This is a genomic window from Bacillus sp. JCM 19034 (genome assembly GCF_001310635.1).
In the GTDB taxonomy this organism is placed as follows: domain Bacteria; phylum Bacillota; class Bacilli; order Bacillales; family Bacillaceae_D; genus Halalkalibacter.
This window is the reverse complement of record NZ_BAXR01000010.1, coordinates 40,127-56,209: the sequence shown is the minus strand read 5'-3', so window position 1 is coordinate 56,209 and position 16,083 is coordinate 40,127. Positions and strand designations below refer to the sequence as shown.

Annotated in this window: 22 protein-coding genes and 6 pseudogenes; all 28 read right to left on the bottom strand. The window is 40.2% G+C overall.

What is annotated here, in order from left to right; genetic code table 11:
- Window positions 1–17: 17 nt before the first annotated feature.
- Window positions 18–979, bottom strand: a pseudogene (locus tag JCM19034_RS14220) (helix-turn-helix transcriptional regulator).
- 684 nt (window positions 980–1,663) lie between these two features.
- Window positions 1,664–2,056 (bottom strand): 30S ribosomal protein S9, encoded by a 393-nt coding sequence (gene rpsI / locus JCM19034_RS14215; RefSeq protein WP_062050759.1) that lies wholly within the window; start codon window positions 2,054–2,056, stop codon window positions 1,664–1,666.
- Window positions 2,057–2,075: 19 nt separating this feature from the next.
- Window positions 2,076–2,513, bottom strand: a complete 438-nt coding sequence (gene rplM, locus JCM19034_RS14210; protein ID WP_062050757.1) for a 50S ribosomal protein L13 — start codon at window positions 2,511–2,513, stop codon at window positions 2,076–2,078.
- Window positions 2,514–2,679: 166 nt separating this feature from the next.
- Complete coding sequence (truA, locus tag JCM19034_RS14205) at window positions 2,680–3,456, bottom strand: tRNA pseudouridine(38-40) synthase TruA (RefSeq protein WP_062050755.1); 777 nt, start codon at window positions 3,454–3,456, stop codon at window positions 2,680–2,682.
- Between the two features lie 17 nt (window positions 3,457–3,473).
- On the bottom strand, window positions 3,474–3,680 hold the full coding sequence (locus JCM19034_RS25150) for a CbiQ family ECF transporter T component (protein ID WP_370622035.1): 207 nt from the start codon (window positions 3,678–3,680) through the stop codon (window positions 3,474–3,476).
- On the bottom strand, window positions 3,656–4,270 hold the full coding sequence (locus JCM19034_RS14200) for an energy-coupling factor transporter transmembrane protein EcfT (protein ID WP_370622033.1): 615 nt from the start codon (window positions 4,268–4,270) through the stop codon (window positions 3,656–3,658). Before JCM19034_RS14200 ends, JCM19034_RS25150 begins: the two co-directional genes overlap by 25 nt.
- Window positions 4,270–5,134: pseudogene (locus JCM19034_RS14195) on the bottom strand (energy-coupling factor transporter ATPase). The gene JCM19034_RS14200 and the pseudogene JCM19034_RS14195 overlap by 1 nt, the downstream one beginning before the upstream one ends.
- Window positions 5,110–5,937 (bottom strand): energy-coupling factor transporter ATPase, encoded by an 828-nt coding sequence (locus JCM19034_RS14190; protein ID WP_062050806.1) that lies wholly within the window; start codon window positions 5,935–5,937, stop codon window positions 5,110–5,112. Before JCM19034_RS14190 ends, JCM19034_RS14195 begins: the two are co-directional and overlap by 25 nt.
- Window positions 5,938–6,192: 255 nt before the next feature.
- On the bottom strand, window positions 6,193–6,570 hold the full coding sequence (rplQ, locus tag JCM19034_RS14185) for a 50S ribosomal protein L17 (protein ID WP_062050753.1): 378 nt from the start codon (window positions 6,568–6,570) through the stop codon (window positions 6,193–6,195).
- A gap of 47 nt (window positions 6,571–6,617) precedes the next feature.
- Window positions 6,618–7,562, bottom strand: coding sequence for a DNA-directed RNA polymerase subunit alpha (locus JCM19034_RS14180; protein WP_062050751.1), 945 nt, complete (start codon window positions 7,560–7,562; stop codon window positions 6,618–6,620).
- 164 nt (window positions 7,563–7,726) lie between these two features.
- Complete coding sequence (gene rpsK, locus JCM19034_RS14175) at window positions 7,727–8,119, bottom strand: 30S ribosomal protein S11 (protein ID WP_062050749.1); 393 nt, start codon at window positions 8,117–8,119, stop codon at window positions 7,727–7,729.
- Window positions 8,120–8,139: 20 nt separating this feature from the next.
- Complete coding sequence (gene rpsM / locus JCM19034_RS14170) at window positions 8,140–8,505, bottom strand: 30S ribosomal protein S13 (protein ID WP_062050747.1); 366 nt, start codon at window positions 8,503–8,505, stop codon at window positions 8,140–8,142.
- A gap of 21 nt (window positions 8,506–8,526) precedes the next feature.
- Window positions 8,527–8,640: a 50S ribosomal protein L36 gene (gene rpmJ / locus JCM19034_RS14165; RefSeq protein WP_003322638.1), complete on the bottom strand. Its 114-nt coding sequence runs from the start codon at window positions 8,638–8,640 to the stop codon at window positions 8,527–8,529.
- Between the two features lie 43 nt (window positions 8,641–8,683).
- The gene (gene infA / locus JCM19034_RS14160; protein ID WP_010896341.1) at window positions 8,684–8,902 is read right to left on the bottom strand and encodes a translation initiation factor IF-1; all 219 of its coding nucleotides are present in this window, start codon (window positions 8,900–8,902) and stop codon (window positions 8,684–8,686) included.
- A gap of 4 nt (window positions 8,903–8,906) precedes the next feature.
- Window positions 8,907–9,215 carry a KOW domain-containing RNA-binding protein gene (locus tag JCM19034_RS14155; RefSeq protein ID WP_062050745.1) on the bottom strand — a complete coding sequence of 103 codons (309 nt, stop codon included), beginning with the start codon at window positions 9,213–9,215 and terminating at the stop codon, window positions 8,907–8,909.
- A gap of 17 nt (window positions 9,216–9,232) precedes the next feature.
- Window positions 9,233–9,978: pseudogene (map, locus tag JCM19034_RS14150) on the bottom strand (type I methionyl aminopeptidase).
- Window positions 9,975–10,628: an adenylate kinase gene (locus JCM19034_RS14145; RefSeq protein WP_062050743.1), complete on the bottom strand. Its 654-nt coding sequence runs from the start codon at window positions 10,626–10,628 to the stop codon at window positions 9,975–9,977. Before JCM19034_RS14145 ends, map begins: the two are co-directional and overlap by 4 nt.
- A gap of 70 nt (window positions 10,629–10,698) precedes the next feature.
- Window positions 10,699–11,993 (bottom strand): annotated as a pseudogene (secY, locus tag JCM19034_RS14140) (preprotein translocase subunit SecY).
- Window positions 11,993–12,433, bottom strand: coding sequence for a 50S ribosomal protein L15 (gene rplO, locus JCM19034_RS14135; protein ID WP_062050742.1), 441 nt, complete (start codon window positions 12,431–12,433; stop codon window positions 11,993–11,995). Before rplO ends, secY begins: the two are co-directional and overlap by 1 nt.
- Window positions 12,434–12,464: 31 nt before the next feature.
- Window positions 12,465–12,653: a 50S ribosomal protein L30 gene (gene rpmD, locus JCM19034_RS14130; protein ID WP_035345255.1), complete on the bottom strand. Its 189-nt coding sequence runs from the start codon at window positions 12,651–12,653 to the stop codon at window positions 12,465–12,467.
- 13 nt (window positions 12,654–12,666) lie between these two features.
- The gene (gene rpsE, locus JCM19034_RS14125; RefSeq protein WP_062050740.1) at window positions 12,667–13,167 is read right to left on the bottom strand and encodes a 30S ribosomal protein S5; all 501 of its coding nucleotides are present in this window, start codon (window positions 13,165–13,167) and stop codon (window positions 12,667–12,669) included.
- 18 nt (window positions 13,168–13,185) lie between these two features.
- Window positions 13,186–13,548, bottom strand: coding sequence for a 50S ribosomal protein L18 (gene rplR, locus JCM19034_RS14120; RefSeq protein ID WP_062050738.1), 363 nt, complete (start codon window positions 13,546–13,548; stop codon window positions 13,186–13,188).
- Between the two features lie 30 nt (window positions 13,549–13,578).
- A complete protein-coding gene (gene rplF / locus JCM19034_RS14115) occupies window positions 13,579–14,115 on the bottom strand; it encodes a 50S ribosomal protein L6 (protein WP_062050736.1) in 537 nt (178 codons plus the stop codon).
- Window positions 14,116–14,145: 30 nt separating this feature from the next.
- Window positions 14,146–14,543: pseudogene (gene rpsH / locus JCM19034_RS14110) on the bottom strand (30S ribosomal protein S8).
- A gap of 29 nt (window positions 14,544–14,572) precedes the next feature.
- Window positions 14,573–14,758 (bottom strand): type Z 30S ribosomal protein S14, encoded by a 186-nt coding sequence (locus tag JCM19034_RS14105; RefSeq protein WP_012957149.1) that lies wholly within the window; start codon window positions 14,756–14,758, stop codon window positions 14,573–14,575.
- Between the two features lie 30 nt (window positions 14,759–14,788).
- A complete protein-coding gene (gene rplE, locus JCM19034_RS14100; protein WP_062050731.1) occupies window positions 14,789–15,328 on the bottom strand; it encodes a 50S ribosomal protein L5 in 540 nt (179 codons plus the stop codon).
- A gap of 26 nt (window positions 15,329–15,354) precedes the next feature.
- Window positions 15,355–15,665, bottom strand: a pseudogene (gene rplX / locus JCM19034_RS14095) (50S ribosomal protein L24).
- A 45-nt stretch (window positions 15,666–15,710) separates the two neighbouring features.
- The gene (gene rplN / locus JCM19034_RS14090) at window positions 15,711–16,079 is read right to left on the bottom strand and encodes a 50S ribosomal protein L14 (RefSeq protein ID WP_062050729.1); all 369 of its coding nucleotides are present in this window, start codon (window positions 16,077–16,079) and stop codon (window positions 15,711–15,713) included.
- Window positions 16,080–16,083 lie beyond the last annotated feature (4 nt).

The following is a 16,083-nucleotide window of genomic DNA, read 5'->3' as shown; positions in this document are numbered from 1 at the left end:
TAGCGTCAGGGAAGTTATCAAATTTGATGAAATTTTATTAATTCCGACAAAACATCAATCATTCTTTTCTTAAGACTGATTGGCTCAATAACTCGAATCGATTTACCGTACGGTAAAAGTAAATATGGTACATATGTATGTATCATATCTTTCTCAAGAAGAAATACTGCTTGATTTGAAGTCCGCTCTTGTAAATAATTTCCTAAAAACCAATGTTGGCAAATATCACTCAATGAACTTTTATCTCCATTAATAACCAAAGAAATAATCCCTTCCTTATCTTCTATAGTTGGAACAAGGTTTTTCATAAAAAAGTCACGTGCTGAAAAATTTTCTGGTCGGTTAAACTTATTTTCGGTTAACATTAGACTTTCCACTCGATCTACCCTAAAACTACGGATATCATTCCTAAGATGACAAAATCCAATGACATACCACTTATTATTCCAATAAATAATTCTGTACGGATCCACCAATCTATACTTTGATTGCCCTTCAGCACTTTTATGGTATAGAATTTTTACAGAGTATCCGTCAGCTACGGCCTGCTCCAACTCCTTCAAAAAAGGTTCCATAGCGAGGGAACTTAATCGACTTATTACTTCAAGACTAGTTAAATGTTGATTTATCTTTGTTTCCTGCTCTTGATTCGAATATTTTCTTAGCTTTGAAATAGCCCTATTTAGTGCTTCACCTCCATAATAACCGGCTTCTTCTGCAAAAATAGCAGCGTGAAATAGCGAGGTTTGCTCCTCAAAATCAAAAAAAGAGGAGCTTCAATAAAATTGTTCAATAAAGTGTATCCACCGTTATGTCCTGCGTCTGAAATTATAGGTACACCACTTATTGAAAGTGTATCAATATAACGATACACAGTCCTTATATTCATCTCTAACTTTTCTGAAATTTGTTTCGCAGTAATTTTTTCACCTGAACTAAGCATCCATATAATCGCTAGTACATTGTCAATTTTGGCCATAGAATCCACCTCTATATGGAAATCAATTTATTTTAAAATAATACTAAAAACATTACCTATTCATTGAATTTCTTTTTAAAAGTAAGAAAACCGAAAAAGCTAAAACAACTTGCCATGTAATTTTTAAACTTGACCTTTAATTGTTTGTTCTCTTCTTCTAGTGCCTTTATACGGTTTTTTAAGGTCTTTAATACGCCCAGAGAACCTTTATGAATACTGTATAAAAGTTAGACATTCCATCAGTCCTACTTCTGATGACACTTCGTTAAAGACACAGAATACAAAATGCGATGTTTCTATTAACAAAGAAGTATATGAGCTAATTCGTAAAATTCCTGTTAAAGAGAATGGTTATATTCTTGGCTTTGGTGGCTTTAAAACTGTCGGAGCAATTAGCTGAGTTATCGTAGAAACTATACATTAAACGAACTACTTTACTCGGTTCAAGAGATACTTATGCATCATCTTTATTTTCTCAAGGCATAGATATTAGATATGTTTCCAAATGATTAGCATATAAACATAGAAACCACACAAAATTACTATTTGAAATTAATGCCAGAAAAAAAAGCACCAGCAAGATGCCAATGCTTTGAATCTGTTAAGTTCTTTATGAGGTTCAAGTTGATTTGAACCAACTTGAACCAAAAAACCTCTGTAAACGTTGATGCAATATGGAATTGATTAACGTTTTGAGAACTGAGGTGCACGACGTGCTGCTTTAAGACCGTATTTCTTACGCTCTTTCATACGTGCATCACGAGTTAGGAAACCAGCTGATTTAAGTGCTGGACGGTTATCTGGGTCTACTTGAAGTAGAGCACGTGCAACACCGTGACGGATTGCACCAGCTTGACCTGTGTAACCACCACCATCAACGTTAACAAGAACGTCATATTGACCTTCTACGCCGATTTCTACGAGTGGTTGCTTTACAATAAGCTTAAGTGTTTCAAGACCAAAGTATTCATCTAGTTCACGACCGTTAATCACAATACGTCCGTCGCCTGGCAATAAGCGTACACGAGCAACTGAATGCTTACGACGACCTGTACCATAATATTGTACTTGTGCCAAAATAATACCCTCCTATCGATTAACCACGAAGTTCATATGCTTCTGGTTTTTGAGCTTGATGTTTGTGTTCGCTACCTGCATAAACGTGTAGCTTCATTCCTTGAGCGCGACCAAGAGTGTTCTTTGGAAGCATCCCTTTAATTGCTAACTCTAGCATACGTTCCGGCTTGTTAGCACGCATATCGCCAGCAGTTGTCTGCTTCAAACCACCTGGGTGAAGAGAATGACGATAGTAGATCTTATCGTTTAATTTATTTCCTGTTAAATGAATCTTCTCAGCATTAATCACAATCACGTGATCACCTGTATCAACGTGTGGTGTGAATGTTGGCTTGTGCTTACCGCGAAGAATGGATGCAACTTCAGAAGCAAGACGACCAAGTGTTTGACCTTCTGCGTCGACGACATACCATTTACGCTCAACTTCGTTTGGCTTTGCCATATATGTTGTACGCATAATTTACCCTCCTAATAAACAATCACTTTCAATTTACCTTTCAAACTAAAAAAAGCTTACTTATCCATGTCTATAGTATCGTTTCCGGCACCCGGGGCTAGTGGGTTATGGAATTACCATCTACCATCATATAATATTCAAAATCCAATGTCAATAAAATGTTACACTAGGATTCGTTGTTTTTATAATAATCGAATACAAGATTCGGATAATCGACCTTCCAAAGGTACAAACCGTGTGCTGGTGCTGTTTTGCTTGCTTTCGTCCGATCTCGTGCTGCTAGTATGTGAGCAACATCCTCACTCTCAAGCTTCCCATAGCCAACCTCTAACAACGTACCAACCATAATCCGAACCATATTATACAAAAATCCCGTTCCTTTAAAACGAAGACTAAGCTCGTCTCCGCTTTTGACTAGCTCAATTGCGGTAACTTCTCGTACTTTGTCTTTGACATCAGTATTTGAGGCACAAAAGGAAGAATAGTCATGTCTACCGATCAAATAGTGAGCGGCAAGCTCCATTTCCGCGGTGTTTACCTCTTGTTGGATCAAATACGTAAAGTTTCGCCGAAAAACGTCTAATTGTCGCTTCAGTGAAATCTGATAGCGGTATTCTTTCCCGACTGTATCGTAGCGAGCATGAAAATCGACTGCAACTGGTTTCACTTCATGAACAAATATATCATCAGGTAGACAGGCGTTAATTGCATTAGGCCAACGATTAGCGGGAATGGTCAATGACGTATCAAAATGAATCACTTGACCCTTGGCGTGAACCCCAGCATCTGTTCGCCCTGAGGAGATGACCTTGATCTTTTCTCCTTTATGCAGCTTCGTAAGAGCCTGTTCAAGCTCAAGCTGCACGGTTCTTTTACTTGGCTGTACTTGATAGCCAGAGAAATTTGTCCCGTCATATGACAGTAGTGCTGCTACACGCTGCATGCAAACACACCCTTTACCTAAAATCGTAAATAAACAATGACAGCTGAAAAAAGTGTCACTATCATTAATGCCAACGTATCTCTTAATTGCCACTGTAATCCGCGATATTTCGTTCTTCCTTCACCACCACGATAAGCACGAGCGTCCATCGCTGTCGCTAAATCCTCAGCCCGTTTAAATGAGTGGATAAACAGAGGGATCAATAACGATAGAAGAGCCACCATCCGCTTTTCCACGGTCCATAACGATAACTAACACCTCTGGCGAATTGAGCCTTTATAAGCCTTTCAGTCTCCTGTAGAACCGTTGGGATAAAACGAATAGCAATCGTCATCATTATAGCAAGCTCATGTGCTGGAAGCTTGAAACGCTCTAGAGGACGCATGAGCTGCTCTAATCCATCAGTTAACGCTAACGGCTTTGTCGTTAATGTAAGCAATGATGTGATAAGGATGAGGGCAAGAAGTCTAATTGCGATGATCGCTCCATGATATACACCTTCTTCCGTTACCGTGAAGATCCATACCTTTACCAATTCTTGTCCTTCGCGATACGAATATAATTGAAGCAAAAATAAAACAATAACTAAGATCATAATCGGCTTAATTGCCCGCCAAATATACGAAAATGTGATTCTAGCGAGCAACAGCTGGAGGAATATAAAGAAACAGATAAAGCCTAATGATAGCCAGCTATTGGCGATAAATATCACAATAACAAATAACATGACCGCAATTAACTTCGCTCTTGGATCTAACCGATGCAAAATAGACTGTCCCGGGAAATATTGCCCAATCAAAATATGTTGAAACATTATGTCCCCCTTCTCGACCTGATCCACGACACGATCTGTTCTGCTAGCTCTTCTTCATCAAATAGTGCTGGCCAATCGTTTAGATCAAATCGATTTTTAACTTTCTCCGCAAGCTGGAGGACAGGTGGGATATCTAAACCTAGCTGTTGCAATGTATGACTTTGAGAAAAGATGTCTTTAGGTGTTCCATCTAACACGATTTCCCCTTGATCCATTACAAGCACTCGCTTTGCGTAGGCAACTACCTCATCCATTTGATGGGTAACGAGCACAATCGTCGCCTGATGTTCCCTTTGGTAGTTTGTAAAAAGCTCCATCATTTCTTTACGACCAATCGGATCTAAGCTTGCTGTCGGTTCGTCTAATACGACTACTTTCGGTTCACTTGCTAGGACACCTGCAATTGCAACCCGACGCATTTGCCCGCCACTTAACGCGAATGGTGACTTCTGCATAACTTCTTTAGATAGACCAACTAACTCGAGCATCTCATAAGCTCGCTTTTTTGCTTCCGTTTCAGAATAATTAAAATTTAATGGACCGAAGCATATGTCCTTTTCTACAGTCTCCTCGAACAATTGATGCTCAGGATATTGAAAGATATACCAACATCCTTCCGCAGTGATCTCATATCGCCACGTCCCTTTGCCGATAGACGATGTGGCCGATTTCAATTTCGCCTTCTGTTGGCCTTAATAGACCGTTCAAATGTTGAGTAAACGTTGACTTTCCTGAACCAGTCGCTCCAATAACCGCGATAAAAGAGCCAGATGGAATCGTAACCGTAATATTTTTCAATGCCGTTTTTTCAAAAGGCGTTTTACGCATATACGTATGACTTACACCTGAGAAGACAATTTCCATAACTGATCCATCAGCTCCTCTTCCTCTAAGAAAAGTCGATTTAAAGGGATTCCTCTATTACGTAATCCATGCTGAAGTCCGATAAGTGGAGGAATCGCTAAACCTGCAGCTTCTATGCGATCAGCGTCATTGAAAAATGTATGAGGCTGCTCATCAGCAACAACTTGTCCATTTTCAATTAAAATGACTCGATCGCTTTTTAAAGCTTCTTCCATATAATGAGTAATTGTCACAACTGTAGAGCCTTGCTTTTTAATAGTGTGAATGGTCTTCAGAACTTCTCTTCGTCCAACAGGATCAAGCATTGACGTTGCTTCATCAAATACCATTACCACAGGCTCCATTGCTGCAACACCTGCTATAGCTACACGTTGCTTCTGACCACCTGACAGGCGGTGTGGTTCTGCTGAAAGTAAGTCGCTAATTCCCGTTAACGCCGCATATTTCTGAATTCGCTCTTTCATAACAACTGGTGAAAGCCCTATATTTTCAAGACCAAAGGCAATATCATCTTCAACTGTTGTCGCCACAAACTGGTTATCTGGATTTTGAAAAACGATCCCTACGATTTGACGAATATCGTTAAGCGATTGTTCATCCTTCGTATCGTATCCATTAACGATCAGATGTCCTTCAGCAGGTTGTAGTATCCCATTTAATAGCTTTGCAAACGTTGATTTTCCTGAGCCATTACGACCAACAATGGTCACCCATTCCCCTTGATGCAAGCTTAGATTAACCCTTTTTAGCACCCAAGGGCTATCTTCATTATAACGAAATGATAGGTCATTTAATTCAATCATACTTGACACGATGATCAACACCTTTTTATTAGAAAGACGCGAATGCGTCCTTACCTTGAAGCGTCGCGTGAAGCCGTTACTACGGTTTTAAATCTGTCTGTCAGACGTGTACCGAGCGGGGCCGACACTCTCCTTTGAATCAACTCACATCTTCCTCGAATCTTTCCAAACTGTCACCTAATAAATTCCGATATGAAAAAAGGGCTCAGTGTCAGAGCGTTAAGCTCGGATCTGATTGCCCTTTATTTCATACGCTTATTCTTCACCTTTTTCAACAAGCTCAATGATCGCCATTGGTGCGCCATCTCCACGACGTGGACCGACTTTTAAAATACGTGTGTATCCACCTTGACGGTCTTCAAAACGAGGAGCAATGTCTGAAAATAGCTTTTGTACAGCATCTTGACCAGATTCTTCATTCGCTACTTCTTTACGAATAAATGCCGCTGCTTGACGACGAGCATGAAGGTCTCCACGCTTACCAAGAGTGATCATCTTCTCGACGATTGAACGAAGCTCTTTCGCTTTTGCTTCTGTTGTTTCAATGCGCTCATTAATAATAAGATCAGTTGCTAGATCACGGAATAATGCCTTACGACCAGCACTATCACGACCTAATTTTGCATATGCCATGTAAATTCCCCTCCTTTGTCACTAATACATTCACTATGTGACTCAGCTTATTCTTCATTGCGAAGGGCTAAACCAAGTTCCCCTAACTTCTCTTGAACTTCTTCTAAAGATTTACGGCCAAGATTTCGCACTTTCATCATATCTTCTTCTGATTTATGAGTAAGCTCTTGCACCGTATTGATGCCAGCACGCTTTAAACAGTTGTAAGAACGAACAGAAAGGTCAAGTTCCTCGATTGTCATTTCAAGAACCTTCTCTTTTTGGTCTTCTTCTTTTTCAACCATGATTTCGGCATTTTGAGCTTGATCTGTTAATCCAACAAAGATATTCAAATGCTCAGTCAAGATTTTTGCCCCAAGTGAAACGGCCTCTTCAGGGCGGATGCTTCCGTCAGTCCAGACATCAAGAGTTAGTTTGTCATAGTTGGTCACTTGACCGACGCGCGTATTCTCAACTTGATAATTTACACGGGATACTGGTGTGTAAATGGCATCAATAGGAAGAACTCCAATTGGTTGATCGTCTCTCTTATTCCCTTCTGCTAACACATAACCACGTCCACGCTGAGCGTTTAAACGCATATGCAAATGCGCTCCCTTTGCTAACGTTGCAATGTGTAAGTCTGGATTTAAGATTTCCACATCACTGTCATGTGTGATATCTGCTGCTGTTACAACTCCCTCGCCTTGAACATCAATTTCTAACGTCTTTTCTTCCTCAGAATAAATCTTAAGGGCAAGGTTTTTCAAATTCAAGATGATCGTTGTTACATCTTCTACAACACCTTCAATTGTTGAGAACTCATGTAATACTGAATCAATTTGAACAGATGAAACAGCCGCACCAGGTAAAGAAGAAAGTAGAATACGACGTAAGGAGTTACCTAAAGTTGTTCCGTAACCTCTTTCGAGTGGCTCAACTACAAATTTCCCATACTTTGCGTCTTCACTTATTTCAACCGTTTCAATATTTGGCTTTTCGATTTCAATCATTAACAAACCCTCCTTCAAAACGTCGAACTCCGGTAGACTTCTAGGGATTGCCTGACCGGCACCCCAGTCGGCAATTCCTTTGCATGTTACTAACCTGCAAATGGACGAATATCGCTCTATCCATTATAGACAAATTAGAAAATTCTATACAATCTATGAATAAGTTACACTCTACGACGTTTTGGTGGACGGCAACCGTTATGTGGAACTGGAGTAACATCTTTAATCATGTTAACTTCAAGTCCAACAGCTTGTAATGAACGGATTGCTGCCTCACGACCAGCACCAGGACCTTTAACAGAAACCTCGATCGATTTCATACCATGCTCCATAGCTGTTTTAGCTGCTGATTCAGCTGCCATTTGTGCCGCGAATGGAGTAGATTTACGAGAACCTTTAAAACCTAGCGCGCCAGCACTTGCCCAAGAAATAGCATTACCGTGTGGATCTGTAATTGTCACGATCGTGTTGTTAAACGTAGAACGAATGTGAGCAATACCAGATTCAATATTTTTACGTTGACGACGCTTTGGACGAGTATTCGTTTTCTTAGCCATTTAGTCTGTTTCCTCCTTTCTTACTTCTTCTTATTTGCAACCGTACGACGAGGACCTTTACGTGTACGCGCATTGTTCTTAGAATTTTGTCCACGTACTGGTAAACCACGACGATGGCGAATACCACGATATGAACCAATTTCAATTAGACGCTTAATGTTTAGAGATACTTCACGACGAAGATCCCCTTCTACTGTTTGACCTTCAACTGCTTCACGAATACGTCCTAACTCTTCTTCTGTTAGGTCACGTACACGAGTTTCCTCAGAAACGCCAGCTTGTGCAAGAACTTGAGAAGCTTTTGCTTTACCGATTCCATATACATACGTAAGTGAAATCACAACGCGCTTATCACGAGGAATATCAACACCTGCAACACGTGCCATGTATGCGCACCTCCTTGTTTATTAACCTTGTTTTTGTTTATGCTTAGGGTTTTCACATATAACCATGACCGTACCCTTACGACGGATAACTTTACATTTCTCACAAATAGGCTTGACTGATGGTCTTACCTTCATTTTTTTAACCTCCTATTTAGTACGGAGTCGTCTCGTAACCAATTTATTTATAACGATATGTGATTCGTCCACGTGTTAAATCATAAGGCGATAACTCCACTGTCACCTTATCACCTGGTAATATCCGAATAAAGTGCATTCTGATTTTACCAGACACATGGGCAAGAATCTTATGGCCATTTTCTAATTCAACACGAAACATTGCATTCGGAAGTGGTTCAATAACCGTTCCTTCTACTTCGATAACATCTTCTTTCGCCATGGATTTACTCTCCTTCCTTCAGTAAATCAGAGTGTTTTTCAAGAAAGTTAGTAATTGCATACCTTAACTTCCCATTAGTAACACGTCCTGTTTCATCAAAGCTATTGCGTACTTCATCAGCAATATAGTCAACGAGCTCAAGGTGATTTAGGTTTTTCCTTTTGACACGGTCAACCTTACGAGTATCACCATTTGCGATACCAACAAAGCGATCATCGATCAATTCAATAATGACGCCAAACTGCCCTTGGTCACGACCTTTTCTAATACGTACGATTCGACCAAGCTCTGGACTTGGACCAGAGTCATTCATAGAACCATCACCTACATTTAAGCTTTTGTTAAAATCTCATACCCTGATTCTGTGATTGCAATTGTATGCTCAAAGTGCGCACAATTCTTTCCGTCCACAGTCACAACTGTCCACTGATCAGAAAGCGTACGTACGTACCTGGTTCCAGCATTAATCATTGGCTCTATCGCTAAAACCATCCCCGGTTTTAAGCGTGGACCTTTTCCAGGGCGGGCCGTAATGAGGGATTTGTGGATCCTCATGTAAGTCTTGCCCAACTCCATGTCCGACATACTCTCTCACAATTGCATACCCTAACGGCTCTGCGTAGGATTGAATAGCATGAGAAATATCAGACAATCGTGCACCTGCTTTTGCTTGCTCAAGACCTTTATACAACGACGTCTCCGTCACATCTAAAAGCTCTTGATCCTTTTTGGTAATGTTACCAACTGCATAGGTCCATGCTGAATCACCATGATAGCCATTTAGCTTTGCACCAATATCTAAGCTAATGATGTCGCCTTCTTTAAGCACTCGCTTACCAGGAATACCGTGCACCAATTCCTCATTTACCGAAGCACAGATGCTACCAGTAAATCCATTATAACCTTTGAATGAGGTGTTGCACCATTGAACGAATCAACTTTTCTGCAATCTCATCCAATTCTTTAGTAGATATACCGGGTTGTATATGTTTCTTTATCTCTTGATGAGTTAAAGCTACAATCTTTCCAGCTTCCCGCATGATTTCTAATTCTCGTTCCGTTTTACAAATGATCATGCATAAATTCCTTTCAGCAATGCATCAATATCTGCAAATACATCATCAATATCTTGGTCACCATTAATGTTCTTAAGATAGCCTTTTTCCGAATAGAAATCATATAACGGTTTTGCTTGTTGCTGATTAACTTCCAATCTCTTCTTTACTGTCTCAGGTTTATCATCATCACGTTGAATTAAATCACTTCCATCAACATCACACTTGCCTTCAACCTTAGGTGGGTTAAATAAGACATGATATGTTCTGCCTGATGTTGGTGATACGCGACGTCCAGTCAAACGCTCTAATAGAAGTGCAACAGGCACATCAACGTTTAGAACAAAATCAATTTTACGATCCATCGAATTGAGAATTTGTTCTAAAGCTTCAGCTTGAGCTACTGTACGTGGAAAGCCATCTAACAAAAAGCCCTTTTGACAATCTGGCTCAGATAAGCGTTCCCGTACAATTCCGATTGTGACTTCGTCAGGGACAAGTTCACCTTTATCTATAAATGACTTTGCCTCTAGACCAAGTGCTGTTTCGTTTTTAATTGCAGCTCTGAACATATCACCCGTTGAAATATGAGGAATCTGATATTTCTCAACAATACGTTCAGCCTGAGTCCCTTTACCAGCGCCTGGTAAACCCATTAAAATAAGATTCATTCGTTCATTCACCCCATCTTCGGTCTTAACAACAGGCGAACAGGAAGAACAAACTCCCCTGCTCCCCCTATTACTTAATAAAGCCTTTATAAGAACGTTTTATCAACTGATTTTCAATTTGCTTCATCGTATCTAATGCTACACCAACTACAATTAATAATCCAGTACCACCAATTTGAACGGCTGTTGGTAAATCCATCAAATTAGTAAAGAATACCGGGATAATAGAAACTGCAGCTAAGAATAGCGCGCCAACAAACGTTAAACGATATAAAATGCGTGTTAAGTAAAATTGCGTTGTTTTGCCCGGACGGATTCCTGGAATATAGCCGCCTTGTTTCTTCAAGTTATCAGCCATTTTTTCCGGATTAACCTGAATGAACGTGTAAAAATACGTGAAACCAATGATCAACGCAGCATATATAACCATGCCGAGAGGTTCAGTATAATCAAATATTCTTGTTACCCAATCCGCAATTTCATTTCCTGTACCAAAGAATCCTGCAATGGTAGGAGGAAGATGAAAAGAGATAAAGCAAAGATAACCGGAATAACCCCTGCAGCATTAACTTTTAATGGCAAGTGTGTAGACTGACCACCTACAGGACTACGACCAACTAAACGTTTTGCATATTGTACAGGCACTTTTCTTAATGCTTGTTGTATAAAAATGACCCCAACGACAATTGCTAACACGGCTAGTGCAAGAAGAAGCACTGTGACAATACTTAAAAACAACTGCTCTCCAGCATTCTCAACTTGTGTTGCATATAATTGGTTTACCGCAGTCGGAATACCAGCAGCGATCCCCGCAAAGATGATAATGGAGATTCCATTACCTACACCTTTAGCTGTGATTTGTTCACCAAGCCACATTAAAAAGGCTGTACCTGCCGTTAAAACGAGTGCAATAAAAAGATATGTTGGCACAGATGGATTAGGAATTAATCCAGGGAAGATTGCGTTAAACCCAATCGACATCCCGATTGCTTGTGTAAAGCCTAATACAATTGTTCCATAGCGGGTAAACTGAGCTAATTTACGTCTACCAGCCTCTCCTTCTTTCGCCCATTCTGCGAATTTAGGGACAACGTCCATTTGCAACAATTGAACGACAATTGATGCCGTAATGTATGGCATTATCCCCATCGCAAAAATAGAAAAGTTCCCTAATGCTCCACCACCAAACGTATTCAAAAACCCAAATGCATTTGCTTGATCGTCATAGAAATTTAATACGTCCTTGTTCGTACCTGGAACAGGAATAAAACTTCCGATCCGAAAAACAATGAGCATGAGTAAGGTGAAAATGACTTTGTTTCGCAAATCACCTACTCGAAAAATGTTGGAGATAGTCCGGAACATTAAATCACCTCAGTTTTTCCGCCAGCTGCTTCAATTGCTTCTAATGCTGAAGAAGAAAACTTATGTGCTTTCACAGTTAGGCTTTTTTCAAGATTTCCATTTCCTAAAATCTTAATTCCATGCTTAACGTTCTTAACCACACCAGTTTCAATTAGCAACTCAGGAGTTACCTCAGTTCCTTTATCAAAACGGTTCAGCGTTTCAACATTTACGATCGTAAATTCTTTACGAGTCGGGTTTGTAAATCCACGCTTAGGTAAACGACGGTAAATTGGATTTTGACCACCTTCGAATCCTGGTCTTACTCCACCGCCTGAACGAGCATTTTGACCTTTGTGCCCTTTTCCTGCTGTTTTCCCATTACCAGAACCGATCCCGCGTCCGACACGGTTACGTACTTTACGAGATCCTTCTGCAGGCTTCAACTCATGAAGTTTCATGTTGACACCTCCTCAAATTTAAGTAATCCTTTTATGCTTCGATTTCATTAACAGTTACAAGGTGTGAAACTTTGTTCACCATACCGCGAATCGCAGCATTATCTTCTTGAACAACCGTTTGGTGCATCTTGCGTAATCCAAGTGTTTTAACCGTTACACGTTGATCTTCTGGACGACCGATAAGACTACGAGTGAGGGTAATTTCTAATTTCTTAGCCATTTCCTATCCCTCCTTAACCTAACAGTTCTTCTACTGATTTTCCACGAAGTTTTGCAACTTCTTCAGCACGCTTTAGGTTCTTTAGACCTTCCATTGTAGCACGAACCATATTAATTGGATTGTTTGAACCTAGTGATTTAGAAAGAATATCACCAACACCAGCAAGTTCAAGTACCGCACGAACTGGTCCTCCAGCGATAACTCCAGTACCTTCAGATGCATTCTTTAGAAGAACGCGACCTGCACCAAAGTGTCCAACAATCTCATGAGGGATTGTCGTACCTACAACTGGTACTTCAATAAGGTTCTTTTTCGCATCTTCTACCGCTTTACGAATTGCTTCAGGAACCTCTTGTGCTTTACCCATTCCGAATCCTACGTGTCCATTCTTATCGCCGACAACTACTAGTGCAGCAAAGCGGAAACGACGTCCACCTTTAACTACTTTCGCTACACGATTGACAGCTACTACTTTTTCTTCAAGTTCTAACGTATTAGGGTCAATACGACGCATTCGTTTTTCCCTCCTTTTTTAGAATTTCAAACCATTTTCACGAGCTGCTTCTGCAAGCGTCGCTACTCGACCATGATATAAATATCCGCCACGATCAAATACTACTGATTCATGACCATTTTCAACTGCACGCTTCGCAACTAGTTCGCCTACGACCTTCGCTGCTTCCGTCTTTGATAGCTCGCTTGCATTTACTTCTTTATCTAAAGTAGATGCTGATGCAAGTGTCACACCATTTACATCATCAATTAACTGAGCATAAATGTGCTTAGAAGAACGAAATACATTTAGACGAGGACGTTCAGGAGTTCCAGTGATTGAACGACGTACATGTATGTGTCGCTTTTTACGTGCCGCATTTTTATTAGGCTTCGTAATCATTGAACGTCAATCCTTTCCGTATGTTAGTGATTATTTACCTGTTTTACCTTCTTTACGACGAATATATTCGCCTTCATAACGAATTCCTTTACCTTTGTAAGGTTCAGGTAAACGAACAGAACGGATGTTAGATGCTACAGCACCTACTCGTTCCTTATCGATTCCTTTAACAATAACTTTTGTATTAGAAGGAACTTCGATCTCAATTCCTTTTTCAGGAACAATTTCAACAGGATGTGAGTAACCAACGTTTAGTACAAGCTTCTGTCCTGATTTGCTAGCACGGTATCCGACACCGACAAGTTCAAGAGAACGCTCGAAACCTTTTGTTACTCCTTCAACCATATTTTGAATTAAGCTACGAGTTGTACCATGAAGAGCACGATGCACCTTATTATCTGAAGGGCGCTCTACTGTTACTTCGTTTTCTGCAACGTTAATCTTCATATCTTCATGAAGCTGACGCTTAAGTTCACCTTTAGGACCTTTAACAGTCATATGTTGACCGTCAAGTGTAATCGTTACACCACTTGGGACCTCAACTGGCTTTTTACCAATACGAGACATTCGTCTACACCTCCGTTCTTATCATATCAATTACCAAACGTATGCTAAAACTTCTCCACCAATTTGTTGTTGACGAGCATCTTTATCACTCATTACACCATTTGATGTAGATACGATAGCAATTCCAAGTCCACCTAGTACGCGAGGAAGTTCGCCAGCTTTCGCATATACGCGAAGTCCAGGCTTACTAATGCGCTTTAGGCCAGTAATAACACGTTCATTTGCTACACCATATTTTAAGAAAATACGGATGACACCTTGTTTGTTATCTTCAATATACTCATAATCACGAATGAACCTTCGCGTTTAAGAATTTCAGCAATTTCCTTCTTCACCTTTGAAGCAGGTAGTTCCAGTTTCTCGTGACGTACTGTGTTTGCATTACGGATACGAGTAAGCATATCTGCAATTGGATCTGTCATGACCATTATTCTTTACCTCCTTCCCGTTCTAGGGATTACCAACTAGCTTTTTTCACACCAGGAATTTGACCCTTGTGCGCAAGTTCTCTAAAGCAAATTCTGCAAAGTTTAAACTTGCGTAATACTGAATGAGGACGACCGCAACGTTCACAACGAGTATACTCTTGAACTTTATACTTTTGTGTGCGCTTTTGCTTTGCAATCATTGATTTCTTCGCCAACGTTTTCCCTCCTCTTCGTTATGAATTCGATTATTTTTGAAATGGCATTCCCATTTGTGTTAATAGTTCACGTGCCTCTTCGTCAGTATTTGCAGTTGTTACTAGAACAACGTCCATACCACGAACTTTATCAACCTTATCATAGTCTACTTCAGGGAAAATCAATTGTTCTTTTACACCTAAAGTATAGTTACCGCGACCATCAAATGCTTTCTTTGAAACCCCACGGAAGTCACGTACACGAGGTAGTGCAACAGTAATTAACTTATCAAGGAATTCATACATACGCTCACCGCGTAATGTCACCTTTGCACCGATTGGCATACCTTCACGTAACTTAAATCCTGCAATAGATTTCTTCGCTTTTGTAATTAAAGGTTTTTGTCCTGTAATTTCTGTAAGCTCTTCAACAGCTTTATCAAGTGCCTTTGCATTTGAAACAGCATCACCAATACCCATGTTGACAACGATCTTTTCAAGCTTTGGCACGGCCATAACTGAAGAGTAGTTAAACTTCTCAACAAGAGAAGGAACAATTTCAGCTGAATATTTCTCCTTTAAACGATTCATACGATTGACCTCCTTTCACACTCTGACTATTTATCTAACACTTCGCCAGACTTTTTAGCAACTCTTACTTTTTTACCGTCCTCAACTCTATGACCTACTCGGGTAGGCTCACCAGTTTAGGATCGATCGGCATTACATTAGAAGAATGAATTGGCGCTTCTTGGTTCAAGATACCACCTTGTGGATTATCTTGAGAAGGTTTCGCATGCTTCTTGACCATGTTAACTCCTTCTACAAGAACACGACTCTTCTTAGGGAATGCCTCTAAAATTACACCTTGTTTTCCTTTGTCTTTTCCTGAGATGACTTTAACCGTATCACCTTTTTTGACATGCATTGACATTATTGCACCTCCTTCAAGCAGGGCTATCTTATATCTTAATTAAAGAACTTCTGGAGCAAGAGAGACAATCTTCATGAATTGATTTTCACGAAGCTCACGTGCAACAGGTCCGAAAATACGTGTACCTCTTGGGCTCTTGTCGTCACGGATAATAACGGCTGCATTTTCATCAAATTTGATGTAAGAACCGTCCTTACGACGAGCACCACTCTTCGTACGTACAATAACCGCCCTAACGACATCACCTTTCTTGACAACGCCGCCTGGTGTTGCTTGTTTCACAGAACAAACGATTACATCACCAATATTAGCTGTTTTACGACCAGAACCACCTAATACCTTAATACAAAGTACTTCACGTGCACCAGAGTTATCGGCAACTTTCAAACGAGTTTCTTGTTGGATCATAAGA

What these genes read in the sequence shown, in the direction of transcription:
- rplM (WP_062050757.1), bottom strand. Translation starts at nt 2,513, where the DNA reads ATGCGTACAACATATATGGCAAAGCCAAACGAAGTTGAGCGTAAATGG.
- truA (WP_062050755.1), bottom strand. Translation starts at nt 3,456, where the DNA reads ATGCAGCGTGTAGCAGCACTACTGTCATATGACGGGACAAATTTCTCT.
- JCM19034_RS25150 (WP_370622035.1), bottom strand. Translation starts at nt 3,680, where the DNA reads ATGGTGGCTCTTCTATCGTTATTGATCCCTCTGTTTATCCACTCATTT.
- JCM19034_RS14200 (WP_370622033.1), bottom strand. Translation starts at nt 4,270, where the DNA reads ATGTTTCAACATATTTTGATTGGGCAATATTTCCCGGGACAGTCTATT.
- JCM19034_RS14190 (WP_062050806.1), bottom strand. Translation starts at nt 5,937, where the DNA reads ATGATTGAATTAAATGACCTATCATTTCGTTATAATGAAGATAGCCCT.
- rplQ (WP_062050753.1), bottom strand. Translation starts at nt 6,570, where the DNA reads ATGGCATATGCAAAATTAGGTCGTGATAGTGCTGGTCGTAAGGCATTA.
- JCM19034_RS14180 (WP_062050751.1), bottom strand. Translation starts at nt 7,562, where the DNA reads ATGATTGAAATCGAAAAGCCAAATATTGAAACGGTTGAAATAAGTGAA.
- rpsK (WP_062050749.1), bottom strand. Translation starts at nt 8,119, where the DNA reads ATGGCTAAGAAAACGAATACTCGTCCAAAGCGTCGTCAACGTAAAAAT.
- rpsM (WP_062050747.1), bottom strand. Translation starts at nt 8,505, where the DNA reads ATGGCACGTGTTGCAGGTGTTGATATTCCTCGTGATAAGCGCGTTGTG.
- rpmJ (WP_003322638.1), bottom strand. Translation starts at nt 8,640, where the DNA reads ATGAAGGTAAGACCATCAGTCAAGCCTATTTGTGAGAAATGTAAAGTT.
- infA (WP_010896341.1), bottom strand. Translation starts at nt 8,902, where the DNA reads ATGGCGAAAGAAGATGTTATCGAAGTAGAAGGAACGGTTATTGAACCA.
- JCM19034_RS14155 (WP_062050745.1), bottom strand. Translation starts at nt 9,215, where the DNA reads ATGAATGACTCTGGTCCAAGTCCAGAGCTTGGTCGAATCGTACGTATT.
- JCM19034_RS14145 (WP_062050743.1), bottom strand. Translation starts at nt 10,628, where the DNA reads ATGAATCTTATTTTAATGGGTTTACCAGGCGCTGGTAAAGGGACTCAG.
- rplO (WP_062050742.1), bottom strand. Translation starts at nt 12,433, where the DNA reads ATGAAACTTCATGAGTTGAAGCCTGCAGAAGGATCTCGTAAAGTACGT.
- rpmD (WP_035345255.1), bottom strand. Translation starts at nt 12,653, where the DNA reads ATGGCTAAGAAATTAGAAATTACCCTCACTCGTAGTCTTATCGGTCGT.
- rpsE (WP_062050740.1), bottom strand. Translation starts at nt 13,167, where the DNA reads ATGCGTCGTATTGACCCTAATACGTTAGAACTTGAAGAAAAAGTAGTA.
- rplR (WP_062050738.1), bottom strand. Translation starts at nt 13,548, where the DNA reads ATGATTACGAAGCCTAATAAAAATGCGGCACGTAAAAAGCGACACATA.
- rplF (WP_062050736.1), bottom strand. Translation starts at nt 14,115, where the DNA reads ATGTCTCGTATTGGTAAAAAGCCAGTTGAGGTCCCAAGTGGTGTAACG.
- rplE (WP_062050731.1), bottom strand. Translation starts at nt 15,328, where the DNA reads ATGAATCGTTTAAAGGAGAAATATTCAGCTGAAATTGTTCCTTCTCTT.
- rplN (WP_062050729.1), bottom strand. Translation starts at nt 16,079, where the DNA reads ATGATCCAACAAGAAACTCGTTTGAAAGTTGCCGATAACTCTGGTGCA.